At 67.6% G+C, this 18,520-nt stretch carries 18 protein-coding genes and 1 pseudogene; 10 read left to right on the forward strand and 9 right to left on the reverse strand.

Annotation, left to right across the window (positions count from 1 at the left end; translation table 11 throughout):
- Positions 1-215, reverse strand: a pseudogene (locus ACLQ3C_RS08735) (HNH endonuclease); the annotation flags it as partial.
- 134 nt (positions 216-349) lie between these two features.
- On the opposite strand from ACLQ3C_RS08735, the gene ACLQ3C_RS08740 reads away from it, so the two are divergent.
- The 3 genes from ACLQ3C_RS08740 (at position 350) to ACLQ3C_RS08750 (ending at position 2,194) form a co-directional block, all read left to right on the forward strand.
- Positions 350-817 carry a nitroreductase/quinone reductase family protein gene (locus ACLQ3C_RS08740; protein WP_425704664.1) on the forward strand — a complete coding sequence of 156 codons (468 nt, stop codon included), beginning with the start codon at positions 350-352 and terminating at the stop codon, positions 815-817.
- An 85-nt stretch (positions 818-902) separates the two neighbouring features.
- Positions 903-1,355: a cyanase gene (gene cynS, locus ACLQ3C_RS08745; protein ID WP_425704665.1), complete on the forward strand. Its 453-nt coding sequence runs from the start codon at positions 903-905 to the stop codon at positions 1,353-1,355.
- A gap of 203 nt (positions 1,356-1,558) precedes the next feature.
- Complete coding sequence (locus tag ACLQ3C_RS08750; RefSeq protein WP_425704666.1) at positions 1,559-2,194, forward strand: GPR1/FUN34/YaaH family transporter; 636 nt, start codon at positions 1,559-1,561, stop codon at positions 2,192-2,194.
- Here ACLQ3C_RS08750 and ACLQ3C_RS08755 read toward each other — a convergent pair.
- The 3 genes from ACLQ3C_RS08755 to ACLQ3C_RS08765 all read right to left on the reverse strand — a co-directional run bounded on the left by ACLQ3C_RS08755 (position 2,119) and on the right by ACLQ3C_RS08765 (position 5,899).
- The gene (locus tag ACLQ3C_RS08755) at positions 2,119-3,915 is read right to left on the reverse strand and encodes an MFS transporter (protein WP_425704667.1); all 1,797 of its coding nucleotides are present in this window, start codon (positions 3,913-3,915) and stop codon (positions 2,119-2,121) included. The genes ACLQ3C_RS08750 and ACLQ3C_RS08755 overlap by 76 nt on opposite strands.
- Positions 3,912-4,352 (reverse strand): MarR family winged helix-turn-helix transcriptional regulator, encoded by a 441-nt coding sequence (locus ACLQ3C_RS08760; protein WP_425704668.1) that lies wholly within the window; start codon positions 4,350-4,352, stop codon positions 3,912-3,914. Before ACLQ3C_RS08760 ends, ACLQ3C_RS08755 begins: the two co-directional genes overlap by 4 nt.
- 92 nt (positions 4,353-4,444) lie before the next feature.
- Positions 4,445-5,899 carry a dihydrolipoyl dehydrogenase family protein gene (locus ACLQ3C_RS08765; protein ID WP_425704669.1) on the reverse strand — a complete coding sequence of 485 codons (1,455 nt, stop codon included), beginning with the start codon at positions 5,897-5,899 and terminating at the stop codon, positions 4,445-4,447.
- 220 nt (positions 5,900-6,119) lie between these two features.
- Between ACLQ3C_RS08765 and ACLQ3C_RS08770 the strand changes: the two genes are divergently transcribed.
- The 4 genes from ACLQ3C_RS08770 to ACLQ3C_RS08785 all read left to right on the forward strand — a co-directional run bounded on the left by ACLQ3C_RS08770 (position 6,120) and on the right by ACLQ3C_RS08785 (position 11,372).
- Complete coding sequence (locus ACLQ3C_RS08770) at positions 6,120-7,643, forward strand: alkaline phosphatase family protein (RefSeq protein ID WP_425704835.1); 1,524 nt, start codon at positions 6,120-6,122, stop codon at positions 7,641-7,643.
- Between the two features lie 48 nt (positions 7,644-7,691).
- Entirely contained in the window at positions 7,692-7,928 is a 237-nt protein-coding gene (locus ACLQ3C_RS08775) for a hypothetical protein (RefSeq protein WP_425704670.1), read from the forward strand.
- 321 nt (positions 7,929-8,249) lie between these two features.
- The gene (locus tag ACLQ3C_RS08780; RefSeq protein WP_425704671.1) at positions 8,250-9,722 is read left to right on the forward strand and encodes a DEAD/DEAH box helicase; all 1,473 of its coding nucleotides are present in this window, start codon (positions 8,250-8,252) and stop codon (positions 9,720-9,722) included.
- Between the two features lie 225 nt (positions 9,723-9,947).
- Positions 9,948-11,372, forward strand: a complete 1,425-nt coding sequence (locus ACLQ3C_RS08785; protein ID WP_425704672.1) for an aldehyde dehydrogenase family protein — start codon at positions 9,948-9,950, stop codon at positions 11,370-11,372.
- 77 nt (positions 11,373-11,449) lie between these two features.
- On the opposite strand, the gene ACLQ3C_RS08790 is transcribed toward ACLQ3C_RS08785, so the two are convergent.
- The 3 genes from ACLQ3C_RS08790 to ACLQ3C_RS08800 are packed head-to-tail and all read right to left on the reverse strand — an operon-like array spanning position 11,450 to position 13,696.
- Entirely contained in the window at positions 11,450-12,292 is an 843-nt protein-coding gene (locus tag ACLQ3C_RS08790; RefSeq protein ID WP_425704673.1) for a lysophospholipase, read from the reverse strand.
- Positions 12,293-12,294: 2 nt separating this feature from the next.
- Positions 12,295-12,705, reverse strand: coding sequence for a hypothetical protein (locus ACLQ3C_RS08795; protein ID WP_425704674.1), 411 nt, complete (start codon positions 12,703-12,705; stop codon positions 12,295-12,297).
- The gene (locus ACLQ3C_RS08800; protein WP_425704675.1) at positions 12,695-13,696 is read right to left on the reverse strand and encodes a helix-turn-helix transcriptional regulator; all 1,002 of its coding nucleotides are present in this window, start codon (positions 13,694-13,696) and stop codon (positions 12,695-12,697) included. The genes ACLQ3C_RS08795 and ACLQ3C_RS08800 overlap by 11 nt, the downstream gene beginning before the upstream one ends.
- Before the next feature lie 93 nt (positions 13,697-13,789).
- Between ACLQ3C_RS08800 and ACLQ3C_RS08805 the strand changes: the two genes are divergently transcribed.
- Positions 13,790-14,395, forward strand: coding sequence for a TIGR03086 family metal-binding protein (locus ACLQ3C_RS08805; protein ID WP_425704676.1), 606 nt, complete (start codon positions 13,790-13,792; stop codon positions 14,393-14,395).
- 281 nt (positions 14,396-14,676) lie between these two features.
- Here ACLQ3C_RS08805 and ACLQ3C_RS08810 read toward each other — a convergent pair whose 3' ends face one another.
- Both ACLQ3C_RS08810 and ACLQ3C_RS08815 read right to left on the reverse strand, forming a co-directional pair.
- Positions 14,677-16,002, reverse strand: a complete 1,326-nt coding sequence (locus ACLQ3C_RS08810) for an MFS transporter (RefSeq protein ID WP_425704677.1) — start codon at positions 16,000-16,002, stop codon at positions 14,677-14,679.
- 103 nt (positions 16,003-16,105) lie between these two features.
- Positions 16,106-16,843: a Crp/Fnr family transcriptional regulator gene (locus ACLQ3C_RS08815; protein WP_425704678.1), complete on the reverse strand. Its 738-nt coding sequence runs from the start codon at positions 16,841-16,843 to the stop codon at positions 16,106-16,108.
- Between the two features lie 76 nt (positions 16,844-16,919).
- Between ACLQ3C_RS08815 and ACLQ3C_RS08820 the strand changes: the two genes are divergently transcribed.
- Both ACLQ3C_RS08820 and ACLQ3C_RS08825 read left to right on the forward strand, forming a co-directional pair.
- Entirely contained in the window at positions 16,920-18,317 is a 1,398-nt protein-coding gene (locus tag ACLQ3C_RS08820; RefSeq protein ID WP_425704679.1) for an LLM class flavin-dependent oxidoreductase, read from the forward strand.
- Positions 18,318-18,336: 19 nt separating this feature from the next.
- Positions 18,337-18,519 carry a hypothetical protein gene (locus tag ACLQ3C_RS08825; protein WP_425704680.1) on the forward strand — a complete coding sequence of 61 codons (183 nt, stop codon included), beginning with the start codon at positions 18,337-18,339 and terminating at the stop codon, positions 18,517-18,519.
- The last annotated feature ends 1 nt before the right edge of the window (position 18,520 follow it).

The raw sequence follows: 18,520 nt of genomic DNA on the forward strand, positions 1-18,520 counted from the left end.
GACCGCGAAATCCCCAACTGCAGCGACACCTCCGCCACCGCCGCCTTATCGGCCTTGTGCCGCATCATCATCTGAAAGATCGGTGGTGCCGTCGCCAACACGTCACGATAGGTGCGCTCACCCAATACGCCGGCCGCCACCACCACCCGCGCCTCGGCCTGACGACTGAGACGCAACAAATCCCGGCCCGACTCCCCCAGATCCGTCGCCGACATCGACCCCACCACACGCACATCAGCCGACGGATCGGTCAGACATCGGTCGCGGTTTCCGAGAGTAATGTCTACCGATCGCGCCGCCATACCCGGACACGGGGCGGGTTCACGTTCACGCGAGTAGCCTCGATGACGTGACCGCGAGCACTCCCGACCGTGCGAGCACCCTGAAGATCCAGGGGCTCGCCAATCGAGTGGTGCGTACCCTCCTCGCGACTCCGGGGATCAGTCGTGGCATCGGCTCGCGGCTCGTCACGCTTTATGTCACGGGCCGAAAGTCCGGGCGCCACTACACGATCCCGGTGGCGTATCAACGTCAGGGCGATCGGCTGCTGTTGGGCACGCCGTTCGGGTGGGGCAAGAACCTGCGCACCGGCGAGCCCATCGAGATACGGCTGAAGGGTAAGCGCCGCACAGCCGACGTCGAGGTGTTCACCGAAGAGCCAGAAGTGGTCGCGCACTACGCGCAGATGTGCCGTGACAATGCGCAGTTCGCGAAGTTCAACAAGATTCGGGTCGGCGCCGACGGCACCCCGGACGCCGACGATCTGCACGCCGCATGGCAAGCGGGCGCGCGCACGTTTTTGCTGACTCCTCGCTGATCGCCGGCCGGTCGCTCCGGTGGACACCCGGCGCTCCGGTCGCCATGGTGGACGGACCGAGAAAAGTCGAATACCGAGGAGAGCCATGTCCACCGGAATCATGCCGAAGTCCGAAGCCGCGGAGCTGATCATCGCCGAACGCATCCGCCAGGGACTCACGTGGGCCGACATCGCCGAGCGCATCGACGCGCCGCTGGTGTGGACCGTCGCCGCCCTTCTCGGCCAGCATCCGGTACCCGCCGACAAGGCGGTGACTCTGTGCGCGCATCTCGGCCTCGATGATCGCGTCGTCGAAGCCCTGGTGCGCCAACCGACCCGGACCGCCGACGCCGGGGCCGCCTCGGATCCGACGATCTATCGCTTCCACGAGGCCCTGGCCGTCTACGGGCCGGCCCTCAAGGAACTGATCCACGAGGAATTCGGCGACGGCATCATGAGTGCCATCAATTTCAAGGTCGACATCTCCCGGCGCCCGGACCCCGACGGCGACCGCGTCGTCGTCACCTTCGACGGGAAGTTCCTCGACTACCGCTGGTAACGCGCCGCGCCGCTCGGGGCTGCACGATCACCCGATCGAGCCATTCGGTCAGCAGCGGCCGCTCCCCTGGTGCACTGACCCACTGACCGAACGGCCAGTCGCGGAACAGGTTTGTTTTCAGATCATTGTGATCTCCGGCACGTCAGGCCTACGTTGACGACCGGCATCGCCGACGAATGCCGAATTCTCGCGAAGGACAGACCATGACTGATGTTGCCGCCGCTCCTCCCGACGTGATTGCCACGACCGAGCCCGCTCCCGCTGCGCCACTGGGCAATCCGGCAACCATCGGCGTACCGACGTTCATCGTCGGCTCGATCGCATTGGGCATGGTCCTGATCGGATTCGTGCCGGCGTCCGCGGTGGGCGCATCGATTCCGATCATCCTCGCGGCCACCGGAATCGGTCAGCTGGTCGCGGCCGTGTGGGCGTTGTCGCTCGCACAGAATGCTGTCGCATCGGTGTTCGGCATCTTCGCCGGGTTCTGGTTGAGCTACGCCGCACTCGTGCTGGGCCTCACCCACAATTGGTACGGCGTGGGCACCGACAGCGCGGTGGCCACCCAGGAGGTCTTTCTCACCTCGTGGCTGGTGGTGATCATCATGCTGACCCTGGCCACCTTGCGACTGCCGTTCGCGTTCACGCTGCTGTTCGTCCTCGTCGATCTCGCCCTGGTTCTCGTACTCATCGCGACCGCGCAGGGCAGCAGCACCATCCAAACGGTGGCCGGTTGGGTGGTATTCGCGTTCGCCGCGGTCGGTGCCTATCTGTTCTTCGACGCGATGTCGAGTTCGACTGGTGGTTCTCCACTGCCGCTGGGCCGTCCCGTCATCTCCTGACCGCCGGCCGGGTCCGCGTGCGGCGTCGACGTCAACTTCGGCGCCCCCGGACGGCCCCGCAGCGCCGACGCGATCGCCGCGCAGATCGAGAGCCCGATCGAGGCCAGGAACACGATCACCAGGCCGTCGTGGAACGGGCCGGTCAGCAGGCTCGGGAAGAACTCGTGGCCGGTGAGCGTCTGCTGCTGCTCGGTGCCGAGATGCTCGAGCACACCGGCACCGGCCAACAGATGCTCGATCGGGTTGACGCCCAACAGCGCCGAGAACAGCGACGCCACCGGCGGCAGATTCGCGATATTGTCGGCGACACCGGGGGGCACCCCCTGTTGCTGCAGTCCCGCCGACATGGTGGCAGGCAGATGCGCCGACAAGCCGACGATCATCAGGGAGAAGAACACCCCGATCGACAGTGCGGTCCCCGAATTCTGGAAGGTCGCACGCATCCCGGACGCGACACCACGATAACGGGCGGGGACGCTACCCATGATCGACGAGGTGTTGGGTGCGGCGAACATGCCGGTGCCGATGCCGTTCAGAGCGATGAGTAGCGCAAAAGCCCAGTACGGGAACACGATCGGCAAGAACAGCAGCCCGACGAAGCTCGATCCGAACACCACCATCCCGACGGTGGCGAATCCGCGGGCACCGAAGCGGTCCGACAGCGCACCGGTCAACGGACCGGCGATGAAGAAGCCACAGGTCAAGGGCAGCATGAAGATACCGGCCCACAGCGGGGTGTCGGCATAGTCGTACCCGTGCAGTGGCAACCAGATGCCCTGCAGCCAGATGATGAGGACGAACTGCAGGCCACCCTGCGACAGCGACGCGCACAACGCCGCGAAGTTCCCGGCCGTGAACGCTCGAATCCGGAAGAGCGACAACTCGATCATCGGGTCGGCGACGCGGCTCTCGATCACCACAAAGGCGACGAGCAGCACGGCGCCCCCGACGAGCAGGGCCACGACGACCGGATTGGCCCAGCCCATGGTGTGTCCGGCATAGGGCTGCAGCCCGATGGTGATCGCGATGAGTATCGCCGACAGCCCGATCGCGAAGGCACCGTTGCCCCACCAGTCGATCCGGCCCGGATGCCGTTCACCGTTGTCGCGGAGCTTGCGATATGCCCACACCGTGAAGAACACCCCGACGGGCACGTTCACCCAGAACACCGCCCGCCAGTCCCACGCGGCCAGCAGCCCACCGAGGACCAGACCGCTCAGTTGCCCGGCGAGCGCGGCAACCTGGTTGAGGCCCAGGGCGAATCCGCGACGATCCGGGGGAAAGGCGTCGGTCAGGATGGCCGCCGAGTTGCCGGTGAGCATCGACCCGCCCAGCGCCTGCAACAGGCGCCACGCGATCAGCCAGATCGCCGCGCCCGAGGCGTGAAACGGGTCGAAGGACAACAGAATCGAGGCCACGGTGAACACCGCGAAACCGGCGTTGTAGATACGGACCCGGCCGAACATGTCGCCGAGACGGCCAAGGGTGGTGACCGCCACCGCCTGCACCAGGCGATAGCCCATGATCATCCACAGTAGGAAGCCGATGTTCTGCGAGGCCAGCGGATCGAGTCCGATGCCGCGGAAAATTGCCGGCAGCGAGATGATGACGATCGATCCGTCGAGTGCCGACATGAACACCGCCGCAGTGGTATTCGACAGCGCCACCCACCGGTAACCGGGGTCGTCGGTGACCGCACGGTCGTCTGTCGGCGCGCTCACAGGGCCTGCGCCACCCGGTCGAGGAGAGGCAGAGCCGCAGTGACCGTGCGGACCTCGTCGGCGTCGAGCACCGCGGCCATCGCCTCCGCGATGGCCTGCGTGCGGTGATTGCGCCGATCGCCGAGAACTGCGCGCCCCTGATCGGTCAACCGCAGCACCGCCCGCCGCCCATCGGACGGGTCCGGCGCACGCGCAACCAGTTCACGCTCGAGCAGTGCCGAGACCGTCACCCCCATCGACTGCGGGCTGATCTGTTCGCGGCGCGCCAGTTCGGCGGCGGTGCTCTCGCCGTCGCGATCCAGGCGGGCCAGCACCGTCGTCTCCGACACGCTCGGGTCGTCGGGGTGACGTCGCACCCGTAACCGGCGCAGCATCGTGCCCACTATCAGTCGCAGCTCCGATGCGGCGTCGAGAATCTCGTCATCCACCATGGTCATCAGCCTAGACTGATCAGTTTCGGTTGATCAAAAGACACGAAACGGTCAACACTCGCATATCGGATGATCGGAACGCCGCGAGGGCCGCGCGGTCAGTGCACCTGTTCGAGCAGTCGCAGCCACACCTCGCTGACGGTCGGGTACGCGGGGACGGCATGCCACAACTGCGCGAGCCGAACGTGGCCGGCAATCGCGATCGTGGCCGAGTGCACGAGCTCGGCGATGCCCGGCCCGACGAAGGTGGCCCCGACGAGCACATCCCGCTCCCGATCGATCACCAGTTGCGCGTGGCCGCGGTACTGTTCACGCTCCAGCGCCGACCCGGCGACCGCGATGTCGAGGGCCGAGATCTGCACGTCGACACCGCCGTCGCGGGCCGCCTGCTCGGTGATGCCCACGAACCCGACCTGCGGCCGGGTGAACACCACCTGCGGCACGGCCTCGTGATCGGCGGTCGCGCGGTAGCGCGGGTCGTCGAGGTCGCGGCCGTCGGCGCGGGCGGCGATCACCTCGCCGGCCACCCGGGCCTGATATTTACCCATGTGCGTCAGCGGCGCACGGCCGTTGACGTCGCCCACGGCATACAGCCAGGGCCGGCCGGCCACCGCCAGGTGATCGTCGACGTCGAGGCGCTGCGACGCGTCGATGCCGACGCTGTCGAGTCCGAGGTCGGCGGTCGTGGGCCGGCGGCCCGCGGCGACGATGATCTCGTCGACCTCGATCTCGTCGGTCACGTCGTCGCGGTCGACGATCCGCGCACGGACCGGGCCGCCGTGAATGCGGCCGTACCCGGTGTCCCGGACGTCCGCGCGGGTCACGTCGGCAAAGGTCGAACCGAAGCGGATGCCCACCCCGCGATCCCGCAGACATTCGGCGACCAGCTCACCTGCGAAGGGTTCCATGTTCGCGAGCAGACCCGATCCGCGCACGACGAGGGTGACCGAGGCGCCGAGGTCGGCCAGCCAGGTCGCGGCCTCGCAGGCCACCACGCCGCCGCCGAGGATCGCGACCCGGCCCGGCAGGTCGACCATGTTGGTGGCGTCGCGGGAGGTCCACGGCCGGGCGTCGGCCAGCCCGGGGATCGGCGGGATGGTCGCGGTGCTGCCGGTGGCCAACACGACCGCCTCGCGGGCGCGAATCCGCCGCGGACCATTGGTGTCGACGACCTCGACCTCACGCTCGCCGACGATCCGGCCCTGCCCCCGGATGACGTCGATACCGGCCGACGACGCCCACTTCACCTGCGAACCATCATCGCGATGTGAGGTGAATTCGTCTCGCCAGCGCAGCAATGCCGCCCGATCCGGCGCCGTCGACGCGACGGCGGGACGAGCGCCCGGCAGACCTTCGGCGGCGTCGAGCGCGGCGCCCGCGCCCAGCAATGCCTTGCTGGGCATACACGCCCAATACGAGCATTCGCCGCCGACCAATTCGTGTTCGATGATGGCCGCGGTGCGGTCGCTACCGGCAATCGCATAGTCGGCGGCGTTCTCGCCGGCCGGACCGGCACCGATCACCAGGACGTCATAGGTGTCTGCTGTGGTCATTCCTCCACCGTAGGCGCCATCACGCCACGCAACCCGACATCCGCCGCATTACCGGCGGACGGCTCCGGCCACGCCCCGAGGACGCTAATGTGCTCGCAAGATTCCGGCGTCACGTGGGGTTCACCAGCTGTTCGTATGCGTCCCCTACAGTCGCCCGGTCACTTCGGGGCGCTCGCTGCTGTCCCGGCCGAAGTTGCGACGAGGAGATGTGAGTTCATCGATGTTTGCCGGATTGGATCGACGGGAATTCTTGCGGCGGGTCGCCGCCACCGGCGGCGGGGCGCTCCTCACCTCGTGGGCCGCTCCGATCATCGACAAGGCCTACGCCTCGGCCGATCCCGGCGGCTCCGGATCACTGTCGGACATCGAACACATCGTGCTGTTCATGCAGGAAAACCGGTCGTTCGACCACTACTTCGGAACCTATTCCGGCGTAAGGGGTTTCGGTGAGTCCTCGCAGGTGTGGAAGCAGCACGGCTGGGCGCCGGGCAAGGGCCCGACACCCAACGGCTACACCATGCCGTTCCGCCTCGACACCACCACCGATGCCAACCTCGACGGCGAGTGCATCAACGATCCCGACCACACGTGGGCCGGCCTGCACCGCGCATGGAACGGTGGCCGCAACGACGGCTGGCTGCCGATGTCGATCGCCTCGGTCGGACCCGACAACGCCCCGGCGCTGATGGGGTACTACGAACGCGAGGACATCCCCGTGCACCGGTCGCTGGCCGAGGCATTCACCCTGTGCGACGGCTACCACTGTTCGGTCCTCGGGCCCACCGACCCCAATCGCCTCTACTGGATGAGCGCCTCCCTCGACCCGGAGGGGCGACACGGTGGTCCGCTGCTCGAAACCCCCACGCTCATACCGAAATTCGAGTATTCCTGGCGCACCATGCCGGAAAACCTGCGCGACGCGGGCGTCAGCTGGAAGATCTACAACAACAAGGATTTCGGTCCGGTCTCCTCGGTGATCCTCGACGGCATGATGGGCTGCTTCAAGCAGGCACAGAACCCGAATTCCGAACTGGCCAAACGCGGTATCGACCCGACCTACCCCAACGACTTCGCCGCCGACGTCAAGGCCGGCCGGCTACCCAAGGTCTCGTGGGTGATCCCGCCTGCCATGGAATGCGAGCACCCGGCGCTGCCCGCGGCGCTCGGTGCCGTCGGCATCGTGCAACTGCTCGACATCCTCACCTCCAACCCGGCGGTGTGGGAGAAGACCGCACTGATCATCAGCTACGACGAGAACGGCGGCTTCTTCGACCACGTCACCCCGCCGACCGCACCACCGGGAACCCCCGGCGAGTACGTCAGCGTCCCCGACCTCGGCCGCGTCTCCTCGTCGAAGGGCATCCGCGGACCGATCGGACTGGGCTACCGCGTCCCCTGCTTTGTGATCTCGCCCTACAGCCGGGGCGGGCTGGTCGCCTCGGAGACCTTCGACCACACCTCGCAGTTGCGGCTGATCGAGAAACGGTTCGGTGTCGACGTGCCGAACCTGACCGCATGGCGCCGGGCCACCGCCGGCGACATGACCTCGGCATTCGACTTCGGCAGCCGGCCCGACACCACCCGGCCGCACTTCGGCGACCCGAACCCGGCCGCACAGAACGCCCTCGTGCAATGTGGACCGAACATCGCCGCCGGAACGGCCGGACGCGGAACCCCGTATCCGGTCCCGCCCAACAGCATGCCGCGCCAGCAGCCCGGCACCCGCCGGGCGCCGACCGGCTGACCGGGTTCCGGCGGTGGTCGACATCCCGGCGCGTGATGTACTCGGCACATGATCGGTGCACGTGACCCCGGCCGCCCCGCCGCGGTGCTGGCGTTGAGCGATTCGGCAGTCGCCGGGCTCACCATCGGTATCTCCGTGTACGCCGCGGCGATCCTGATCGGCGTCGGTCTCGCGATCAGCGCCGCACAGCGCGGCCGGCGACGCCTGGCCATCACCTGCGCGGTGATCGTCGGTGTGCTCACCATCGCCGGAGTGATCGCCGCCGTGCTGAGCAGCGTCGCCTGAGCCCCTCGGGTCTGGCCCTCGGGAATCAGTGAGCCGCGCCACGTTTCGCCCGTCCGCGGCGTGAACGTGTAAGGTTGGACAACGAATGACCCGCCCTGTGCGGTGTCAGACGTCGTAGAACGACTGTTTTCGGCGGAGCCGCCCGGCCATCGCACCGATGGGCCACCGGGGCCATCACACCGATGACCCTCCGGGCCAGGAGCACCGCCTCGATCACTCCACTTCATACGGCGAACGAATGCGCGAGCCCGCGCCTTCGCCACCGATCTCGCGGACGTGGATGATCCCTGTGCCGTGAGACCTGCCCGAAAGGCACCCTCCATGGCCACATTCGAATCCCTCGGCGTGCCATCCGCACTCGTCGATGTCCTCGCCGCCGACGGCAAAACCGAGGCCTTCCCCATCCAGTCCGACACCCTGCCCGACACCCTCGACGGCGCCGACGTTCTCGGCCGCGGCCGTACCGGCTCCGGCAAGACGCTGGCCTTCGCGATCCCGCTGGTCGCCGGCCTGTCCGAGATGGACGTCACCCGCAAGCCGGGCGCCCCCACCGGACTCGTCCTGGCACCCACCCGCGAGCTGGCCACCCAGATCGCGACCGCCATCGAACCCCTCGCGGCGGCGCTCGGCCTGCGCGTCACCACGATCTTCGGCGGCGTCAGCCAAAAGCGCCAGGAAGATGCGATGCGTCGCGGTGCCGACATCGTCGTCGCCTGCCCCGGGCGCCTCGAAGACCTTGTGCAGCAACGTATTGTGCGCCTCGATGACGTAGAGGTCACCGTGCTCGACGAGGCCGATCACATGGCCGACCTCGGCTTCTTGCCCGCGGTCACCCGCATCCTCGCCGCCACTCCCGCCGACGGACAGCGCCTGCTGTTCTCTGCCACCCTCGACAACGGTGTCGACAAACTCGTCAAGCGCTTCCTGCACAATCCGGTGATGCACTCCGTCGACGACTCGTCGTCGCCGGTCGAGCAGATGACCCACCACGTGTTCGAGGTTGCCGGCGCCGGCGACAAGACCGCGCTGATCAACACCCTCGCCTCGGGTGTCGGACGCCGAATCCTGTTCACCCGCACCAAGCACCAGGCCAAGAAGCTCGCCAAGAAGCTGACCGCCGACGGCATCCCCGCCGTCGACCTGCACGGCAACCTCAGCCAGGCACAGCGTGACCGCAGCCTCGCCGCCTTCGGCAACGGCTCGGTCCGGGTACTCGTCGCCACCGACGTCGCCGCCCGTGGTGTCCACGTCGACGACATCGAGCTGGTGGTGCATGTGGACCCGCCGGCCGAGCACAAGGCCTACCTGCACCGGTCGGGCCGCACCGCGCGTGCGGGCAATGCCGGTGACGTCGTCACCATCTGCCTGCCCGAGCAGCGCCGCGACCTGCGCACGCTGCTGCACAAGGCCAAGATCACGGTGACCCCGCAGCGCGTCGACGCAACGTCGGCCGCCGTCGACGCACTCGTCGGCGAGCGGGCCGCCCACGTCACCCCGGCGCCCGAGCAGCCCGCATCGCAGCGCCCGGCACGGGGTCCGCGCCGCTCCGGTGGCCAGACCGGCGGCCGCAACCGCGGTGGCGCACCCAATGGACGTCAGCACAGCGGACGTCAGCGCGATGAGCAGTCGGCGGGCGGCCAGGGTTCGCGCGGTCGCTCCGGCGGCGGCCACCGGTCCTCGACCGGACATCCCGAGGGCAACGGCGCATCCCGGTCCACCGGTAATCGCGGTGGCAACGGCCGCAACGGCAACGGCCGGGCCGCCACCCGGCACACGACCTCCTCGGCACGCTGATCTGATCACACGCTGATCCGGTCAAGGCCCGGTCGGCGCCATGAGTCACCACTCATGGCGTCGGTCGGGCCTTTGCGTTCGTGCGGCTCCTCGCCTGTCCGCGCCCATCCGCCTCGGCGATTACCGACTGCTCGCTCGGCTATCGCTCGTCGGGCATAGTGTGTTGTGGAACACAGACGTGGCGCCACATCCCGGGACGGCGTCACCTCTCGAGACGGAGGACACATGCGCGAGATCACCAAGTTCTACATCGACGGCCAGTGGGTCGAACCCGCCGAACTCAACGTCACCGACGTGATCAATCCGGCGACGGAGAAGTCGGCCGGACAGGTCGCCCTCGGCTCCGCCGCCGACGTCGATGCCGCTGTCGACGCGGCCCGGCGCGCGTTCACCACCTGGGGCACCACCTCGGTCGACGAACGTGTCGGCGTGCTCAACGCGGTCATCGCCGAATATCAGAAGCGGATGGACGATCTGGCCGCCGCGGTCACCGAGGAGATGGGCGCACCGGACTTCCTCGCGAAGAACGCGCAGGTACCCATTGGGCTGGGCCACTTGATGGCCGCGGCGCAGGCACTGCCGAACTACTCGTTCGCGCAGGACCGCGGCACCTCGCGCATCGTCAAGGAGCCGATCGGCGTGTGTGGTTTCATCACGCCCTGGAACTGGCCGCTCAATCAGGTCATGTGCAAGGTGGCGCCGGCGCTGGCCACCGGCTGCACGATGGTTCTCAAACCCTCCGAGGTGGCACCGTTCTCGGCTGCGATCGTCGCCGAGATCTTCGATGCGGCCGGCGTTCCCGCCGGGGTGTTCAATCTGGTCAACGGCGACGGCCCGGGTGTCGGATCGGCATTGTCGGCGCACCCGGGGATCGACATGGTCTCGTTCACCGGTTCCACCCGTGCGGGGGTCGAGGTCGCGCGGAACGCGGCACCGACCGTCAAGCGCGTCGCCCAGGAACTCGGCGGCAAGAGCCCCAACATCATTCTCGACGACGAGGACCTCGCCGCCAACGTCGCGGGCGGGGTGGCGTCGATGATGGTGAACTCAGGGCAGTCGTGCAATGCGCCGACCCGGATGCTGGTCCCGGCCGCCCGGCTCGACGAGGCCGCCGACGCGGCCCGCTCGGTCGAGCCGAAGCTGACCGTCGGTGATCCGTCCGGTGACGTCCGACTCGGCCCGGTGGTGTCCGAGGCGCAGTTCGACAAGATCCAGGGACTGATCGAGCGGGCCATCGACGACGGCGCCGCCCCGATCTTCGGCGGTCCCGGCCGTCCCGACGATCTGCCGACCGGATATTACGTGCGCCCCACGGTGTTCCGCGATGTCACCAACGACATGGAGATCGCTCGTACCGAGGTGTTCGGGCCGGTGCTCGTGCTCATCGGCTACCAGGATCTCGATGACGCGGTCACGATCGCCAACGACACCGACTACGGATTGGCCGGCTACGTCTCCGGCAAGGACACCGAGAAGGTGCGCGAGGTCGGCGCCCGCATCCGTGCGGGTTCGATCTCGCTCAACGGCGCGCAACTCGACCCGTCGGCACCGTTCGGCGGCTACAAGCAGAGCGGTAACGGCCGCGAGTGGAGCGACTACGCCTTCGACGAGTTCCTCGAGGTGAAATCCCTTCTCGGATATGGCGCCTGACAAGCGCTGCAGGCCCGGGCCGTCCCGTCCGCACTGTGCGGACGGGACGGCCCGATCTCTAGGAGGCGGCCCGATCTCTAGGAGGCGCCGACCCGATCGGCCAGCCAACGCGTGAGAGTGCCGATCACCTCGGCCTTTTCGGGTTCGTTGAAGATCTCGTGCCGCAGTCCGTCCCAGATGACGAGCGTCTTGTCGGGCGACGACGCCAGCCGCTCCACCAGACGGCTGCCCTCCGGGTTGGTCAGTGTGTCCTCGCTGCCGTGCATGACGAGGACCGGCATCCGCAACGACGGCAGCCGGGCGGGGAACGACTGCATCGTCGACACCATCTCGGCGCCGAGTCGCGCGGGGATCTTGCCGCGGTGCACCAGCGGGTCGGCCTCGTAGGCGGCCACCACATCCGGGTCGCGACTGATGCTGCCCGAGTCGAGTGCCATCGTCGGCAGCCGGGGTGCGATCTTGCCGACGATCTTCGACATCGCGATCAGCGGTGCGGGCAAGTCGTCGCCGGGCATGATGGCGGCCCCGGTCAGCACGAGTCCGGCGAGCCGATCGGGATGGTCGAGGGCGTAGTCGAGCGCGATGCAACCGCCCATGCTGTGACCGATCAAGTAGGTCGGTAGCCCTTCGACGGCGACCTCGGTGATGACCCGGTCCAGGTCGTCGGTGTATTCGCCGAATCTGGTGATGCGCATGCGGGCGCCCCCCGAGCGTCCGTGCCCGAGATGATCGGGCACCGCGACCAGATACCCGGCGCTCAGCAGCGCCTCGACCACGTGGCCGTACCGCCGGCCGTGCTCACCCATCCCGTGGGCGATGACGACCACCGCGCTCGGCTCGCTCTGCGGGCGAAAGACGTCGTAGACGATCGTCTCGCCGTGGGCACCGCGAAAGCTGCGTTCGTCGTGAGTGCTCGCCATGGCTACGCGAGTCCGATCCGCGACATCACGCTGCGGCCCGCCGACTCGATGGCACCCAACGGCCGCAGCGCCGTCTCACCCACTGCGACAAGGTATTCCACACGCCCGACCACCTTTTCCAGGCGCATCACGACGTCGGCCATCCGGTCGACCGTCTGGTCGACCATGGTCAGGGTCGACCCCAACTGGCTCATCGTGGTGTTGAGCGATTCGATGGTTCCGTCGAGGTCACCGAGAGTGCGGTCGAATCCGTCGAGCGCCACTCCCATATCCGAGAGGATCGTGTCGACCTGCTCCACGGTCACGTCGGCGTTGAGGGCCGCCTGTGCGAGCTTCCGAAACCGTTGACGCTCAGCGGGACGAGCTCCCACGCCGTACTGCACACCTTTATCTGCCGTACCACTATCTGCCATGTGTGTCATTATCCGTCGGCTGCGGCGGGCCGGAGGGCGATTCGAGCAGCATCTGTGCCCGGCGCGCGAGATCGGCACGCATGGATTCCGGCTCGATCACCGTGAGGCGCACGTCGAAGGACAATGCCCACAGCATCCGGATCGCGTGCGCGCCGTCGGCGAACCGCAGGCGAATCCGTACGCGATCGGTGCCGTCGGTCGCGGTGTCCGGGTCGTCGTCGACGGCGAGCACGGTGACGGGCCCGTCGGTGATCGCCGGCATCGTCGCGCGCGGGCAGATGATGACCACGTCGGCCGGTTCGAAGGCGGAGCGGAATGCCGCTTTGCGCCGTTCCCACACCTCGTCGAGGTCGACGTCGGCGTCGCGTTGCGCCGGCTCCGCCAGGACCTCGACTGCCGACATCCGGGAGAGCCGATACATCCGTTCGGCCCCATGCGAATTCGCAATCAGATACCACGTATCGCCGGCGACGACCAGTCCGACCGGATCGAGGATGCGTTCGGTGGGTTCGGGGGGTTCGACGCCGCGGCGCTGATACATCACGCGGATCCGCCATCCTTCGACGACGGCCCGCTGCACCGGTGCCAACGCGTCGAGATTCTCCGGCGCCCGGACGAATCCGTCGGAGCGCACCAGGATTCGACGCGCGGCGTCGGCGACCTGACTGCGGTGAGTTTCCGGCAACGACGCCTCGAGTTTGCGTTTGGCGCTCGCCGCGGCCGGCGAGTTGATGCGGCCGCCGGCCGACAGCAGGGCGATCGATTCGCCGAGCGTCAGCCCGGACAGGTCGGTGCGGTAGCCGGGCACGAGCGCGAACCCGCCACGCCGACCCCGCTCCGCATAGACCGGGACACCCGAGAGCGAGAGCGCCTCGATGTCGCGCAGGACGGTGCGTTCGGATACCTCAAGCTCGGCCGCCAGGTCGGCAGCGGTCATCCGGCCCCGCGATCGTAAGAGCATCAGGACCGACAGCAGTCGCTCGGCGCGCATGGAAAAAGTCTGTCAGAAAAACATGACACAAGGTGTCAGGTATTGCCGGTTCACTGGTTCTCATCCAGCCCGGACAACCGAGAGGACCTCATCATGACCAGCAACCAGCCCGCCGACCCGCGCCCCGTCTACGCGGCCGCGACCCGCTGGGCCACCGACCTGATCGGCGGCGTCCGCGACGATCAGCTCGATTCCCCCACCCCGTGCGACGACTTCGATGTACGCACCCTGGCCGGACACCTCGTCGCCGTCGCCGGGCGTGCCGTCGCCCTGGCCGAGCGGGGTGATGTGGACGGCACACCCAGGATCGACGACCGACACGACGCCGCCACCTACCGCCAACTCTCCGACCACGCCATCGAGCTATGGGCCGACGACGCGAAACTTGCTGCGCCGGTAAAGGTTCCGTGGGGCGACGTGCCCGGCGCCGGGGCCCTGTGGGGATACGTCAACGAAACACTGGTACACGGCTGGGACCTTGCCGTCGCGACCGGTCAGGACCCGGAAGCCGACCCGGCGCTCGCCCAGGCGGCTCTCGCGGTCGCGCAGCAGTTCATTCCGGCGGCGATCCGCGCCGACGACGGCGTGCCGTTCGACGCCGTCGTGGAACCCCGCCCCGGCGCCGGCGCCACCGAACGCCTGGCTAATTGGTCGGGGCGTGAATCGACGTCGTGGGTGTCCGCGGTGACGACGACGTAGCCATCAGACAGCAACCGGCCCGGACCACACCGTGGTCCGGGCCGATCGTTCGAGTGGGACGGCCCCGGATAATGCGCCTCTCGGCAAGTGGCCGCTCGTAGCGGCGAAAGGGGTGGGGCCCGGGGCAGAATTCCGAAGCCGTCGCGGGGTACAACCGGCCGCCGTCTCGATGTATTCCGTCGGGTCTGCGAGCGCCGGCGTCACGACGCCGACGGAATCCCCCGTCCGCACCGTCACCCGCGGTGGGAGATGCACGCGGGTTCCTGAGGGCCGACCATCGATCACCGCACCACCGGTTGCGTGGCAGGTGCCGCATCGACCGCGTCGTCGGCCACACCACCGTCGCGCAGTCGCACACCCTTCGTCTCCGGGAGTCGGCTGACGACGATGATCCCGAGAATCGCGATCGCCAAGACGTAGAACGCCGGCGCCGCAGCCATTCCCGTCGCCGCGACGAGCGCCGAGGCGATCAACGGGGTCGTGCCGCCGAATATCGCGTAGCCGACGTTGTAGCCGATCGCATGACCGGTGAATCGCACGGACGTGGAGAACAATTCGGCCATGGTGACGAACCCGCCCGCCGAGAAGAGCGCCACTCCCGCACCGATCAGCACCTGACCGCCGATCGCAGCAGCGACGCTGCCTTGAGACGCGAGAACCAATGCAGGCCAGGAAATCACCCCGGTCCAGACCGCACCGGCGAACATGCACGGTTTGCGGCCCACGCGGTCGGCCAGCAACCCACAGGGCACAAGTATCACCGCCATCGCGGTCACCCCGATGGCATTCGACACCAGCGCCGCCGACGGGCCGAGTCCCGCCACCGTCACCAGGTAGCTGTACATGTAGCTCAGCAGCAGATACGCCCCGACGCCCTGCACGGCCACGATCAGCATCACGGCGATGATCGCCCGCCAGTGCTCGACGAGGACGGTCCGGATCACTCCGCGGACCGGAGCGGCCCGTCGTGCCGCGACGAACTCCTCCGGGTCGTCGAGAAGGCTGCGCAACCAGAGTCCGACCACCGCGAGGAGACCACCGGCCAGGAACGGGATCCGCCAGCCCCACGAGGCGTATGCCGCATCTCCGAGGCCGGCACGCAGACACAGGATCAGACCTGCGGCCACGAGAATCGGCAGCCACGAACCGGCCACACAGATGCTGATCCAGAGCGCCCGGTGGCGCGGCGGTGCGGACTCGACGATGTAGGCGGCCGCGCCACTGGTCTCACCACCGGCCGAAAACCCTTGCGCGACACGGCAGACCAGCAGAAGCGCCGGGGCCGCGAGTCCCACGGTCGCATAGGTCGGCAGCAGCCCGAGAGCCGTGGTGGCAGTGCCCATCAGCAGCACGATGATCGCGAGCGTACGAATCCGTCCGAGTCGGTCACCGATCCGGCCGAAGTAGGCGCCACCGATCGGACGGGCCAGGTACGCGACTGCATAGATCGCGAAGGTGCTCATGATCCCGGCCGTGGCACTGGACTCGGGGAAGAAATGCGCGGCGAGAACCGGCGCGGACAAGCCGTAGATGAGAAAGTCGTACCACTCGACGAACGTTCCGATCGATCCCCCGATCAGGCGACGACGTGGGCTCACTGATGTCATGGTGCTCCTCATGGAATCTGGACCCGCCGGGTTCGACGGCGAGCCGGTGCACCGACAGTAAGTGTGATCTACCTCTCAGACTGTCGCAGAGGTGACATTCTCGTCAGGCCAGATCGGAGCACAGCAGCCGCAGACGATCCAGCTCGTTCAGGTGCACCTCGCCGTAGCTGAGGCGTACGACGCCCTCGCTCTCGAGTTGGCGCAACTGCCGGTTGAGTGTCTGCCGGGAGACTCCGAGCACCCCACCGAGTTCGGCTTGCGTCAGCGACACCATGGGCCGCCCGTCCGGTCCGGGCGCGGCCAGGGCCAGCAGCTGACGGGCCAATCGGGACGGCAGGTCCGCCAGCGAAGCGGACGCGAGCTCGCTGCTGAGTATTCGGATGTCACGGAGCAACGAACGCATGATGGCGTCGTCGATCGACCTGTGCGCCGAACGCAGCCGGTTCATCGTCGCCTCGTCGAGAACCTGTACCTCGACGTCGGACCGGGCGACCGCGGTCTGCGGCAGCCCTTCTCCGTCGATGAGCGAGCTGATGCCGAAACCTTCACCCGGCCCCAGCAGCCCGGCGAGGTGCTCGCGACCGTCGACCGTGCTGTAGGAGAGCCACACTCGACCGGACAACAATCGGTACATCAGCCGCTGGCGGTCCTCCTGCATATAGATACGTTGCTCGGCGCGGAAATGCCGCACCACGGCAGCGTCGTCGAAATCGCGGCGCGCCTCGGGCGAGAGGTATCGGAAGAATTCCAGGCGTCGACCGGCCCCGGCATATCCACGCGCCGCGCCCGCCCCGCGATCGGATTGCGCGGCGCGCGACGACTCATTTCTCCGAAGTGTCACATCGTTGACAGTACGCGATCTGCGTCACACCTAGAGTCGCTCAACACAAGCCCGCTGACGCTCGAAAGGTGACGTCGTGAAACGCATTCAGCTGCACGCCTTCAAGATTGCCGGTGTCGGCCACACCGCCATCGGCACGTGGCGCAACCCGTACAACCAGGAACACCGCTACACCTCCCTGGACTACTGGATCGATACCGCGCGCACGCTCGAGCGCGGCATGTTCGACAGTCTGTTCATCGCCGACTTCCCCGGCCTCAACGACATCTATCAAGGTTCCGCCGATGCTGCGCTGCGTGAGGCCGTCGCGGTACCCCTGAATGATCCGGCCATGGCGGTCTCGGCGATGGCCGCCGCCACCAATCATCTGGGGTTCGCGCTCACCGCGTCGACCACCTACGAGCAGCCGTACAGCTTCGCCCGGCGCATGACCACGCTCGATCACCTGACGCGGGGCCGCATCGGGTGGAACATCGTCACCTCGGCCACCGCGTCGGCGGCGCGCAACCTGGGACTCGACCGCCAGATCCCACACGACGAGCGCTACGCCATCGCAGAGGAGTTCATGGAGGTCGTCTACCGGCTGTGGGAGGGCAGCTGGGAAGACGATGCCGTGATCCGTGACGCCGACCGCGGCGTCTTCACCGATCCCGACCGGGTCCATCCCGTCGACCACCACGGCAAGTACTTCTCCGTGCCGGATGCTTTCATGTGCGAGCCGTCGCCGCAGCGCACCCCGGCCCTGTTCCAGGCAGGCGCCTCCTCGGCCGGGCAGCAGTTCGCCGTCAAGCACGCCGAGGCGGTCTTCCTCGTCGGCACCGATGTCGCCTCGCTGCGCAAGGCCACCGCGTCCAGCAAACAGCTGGCAACCGCCCAGGGCCGGCCGACGGAGAGCCTCAAGTTCATCGCCGGGGTCTCGGTGGTCGTCGCACCGACCGACGAGCAGGCCCAGGTAAAGCTGCGTCAGCAGCTCTCGTATGTGAGTGCGGAGGGAACCCTCGCCCGCCACGCATCCCTGATGCAGGTGGACTTCGGATCCGTCGACATCGACGCCCCGCTGCAATACATCGACACCGACGGAATCCGGTCACTTCTCGAACGCTTCACCGTCGGCGATCCCGATCGGGTGTGGACACCACGGCAGGTCGGCGCACTGCTCGCCCGATCCCTCGGCGGCATCACCATCGTCGGATCGCCGACGACCGTCGCGGACCGACTCGAAGAACTGATGGAGGACGCCGACATCGACGGCATCAACGTCTACGACAATCTCCCGCTCCGGACACTTCCCGAGTTCGTCGATCTCGTGGTCCCGGAACTACAGCGCCGCGGGCGGGTACGACGCGAATACGCCTCGGATACGTTGCGCGGCAACATCACCGAGGGTGCCGATCGCCTTCCCGACAGCCATGCCGGTGCCCGATATCGCCGGTCGTCCCGTGTCTCGCAGCCCCCCGCCGCCGCCGCCATCTGATCGAGCACACACCACCGACGTGAGGAACAACGACGTGATCCGTGAAGGCGACATCGCCGCTCTGCTCGTCAATCAGCAGATCTACGAACCCATGTGCAGCTTCTACTGGTGCGAACCGGGCGACGACCCCGACCTGAACTGGCTCGATTCGAATCGATACCACGACGTCTTCGAACGCTGCGCCGTGCACAAGGAGGCCTGAC

It is taken from the genome of Gordonia sp. DT30 (assembly GCF_049844915.1).
In the GTDB taxonomy this organism is placed as follows: Bacteria; Actinomycetota; Actinomycetes; order Mycobacteriales; family Mycobacteriaceae; genus Gordonia.

Bases quoted from the DNA above. Each gene is read 5' to 3' on its own strand.
- ACLQ3C_RS08810 (WP_425704677.1), bottom strand. From the start codon at position 16,002: ATGACATCAGTGAGCCCACGTCGTCGCCTGATCGGGGGATCGATCGGA.
- ACLQ3C_RS08800 (WP_425704675.1), bottom strand. From the start codon at position 13,696: ATGCGCGCCGAGCGACTGCTGTCGGTCCTGATGCTCTTACGATCGCGG.
- ACLQ3C_RS08785 (WP_425704672.1), top strand. From the start codon at position 9,948: ATGCGCGAGATCACCAAGTTCTACATCGACGGCCAGTGGGTCGAACCC.
- cynS (WP_425704665.1), top strand. From the start codon at position 903: ATGTCCACCGGAATCATGCCGAAGTCCGAAGCCGCGGAGCTGATCATC.
- ACLQ3C_RS08770 (WP_425704835.1), top strand. From the start codon at position 6,120: ATGTTTGCCGGATTGGATCGACGGGAATTCTTGCGGCGGGTCGCCGCC.
- ACLQ3C_RS08795 (WP_425704674.1), bottom strand. From the start codon at position 12,705: ATGGCAGATAGTGGTACGGCAGATAAAGGTGTGCAGTACGGCGTGGGA.
- ACLQ3C_RS08780 (WP_425704671.1), top strand. From the start codon at position 8,250: ATGGCCACATTCGAATCCCTCGGCGTGCCATCCGCACTCGTCGATGTC.
- ACLQ3C_RS08790 (WP_425704673.1), bottom strand. From the start codon at position 12,292: ATGGCGAGCACTCACGACGAACGCAGCTTTCGCGGTGCCCACGGCGAG.
- ACLQ3C_RS08750 (WP_425704666.1), top strand. From the start codon at position 1,559: ATGACTGATGTTGCCGCCGCTCCTCCCGACGTGATTGCCACGACCGAG.
- ACLQ3C_RS08765 (WP_425704669.1), bottom strand. From the start codon at position 5,899: ATGACCACAGCAGACACCTATGACGTCCTGGTGATCGGTGCCGGTCCG.
- ACLQ3C_RS08760 (WP_425704668.1), bottom strand. From the start codon at position 4,352: ATGACCATGGTGGATGACGAGATTCTCGACGCCGCATCGGAGCTGCGA.
- ACLQ3C_RS08805 (WP_425704676.1), top strand. From the start codon at position 13,790: ATGACCAGCAACCAGCCCGCCGACCCGCGCCCCGTCTACGCGGCCGCG.
- ACLQ3C_RS08775 (WP_425704670.1), top strand. From the start codon at position 7,692: ATGATCGGTGCACGTGACCCCGGCCGCCCCGCCGCGGTGCTGGCGTTG.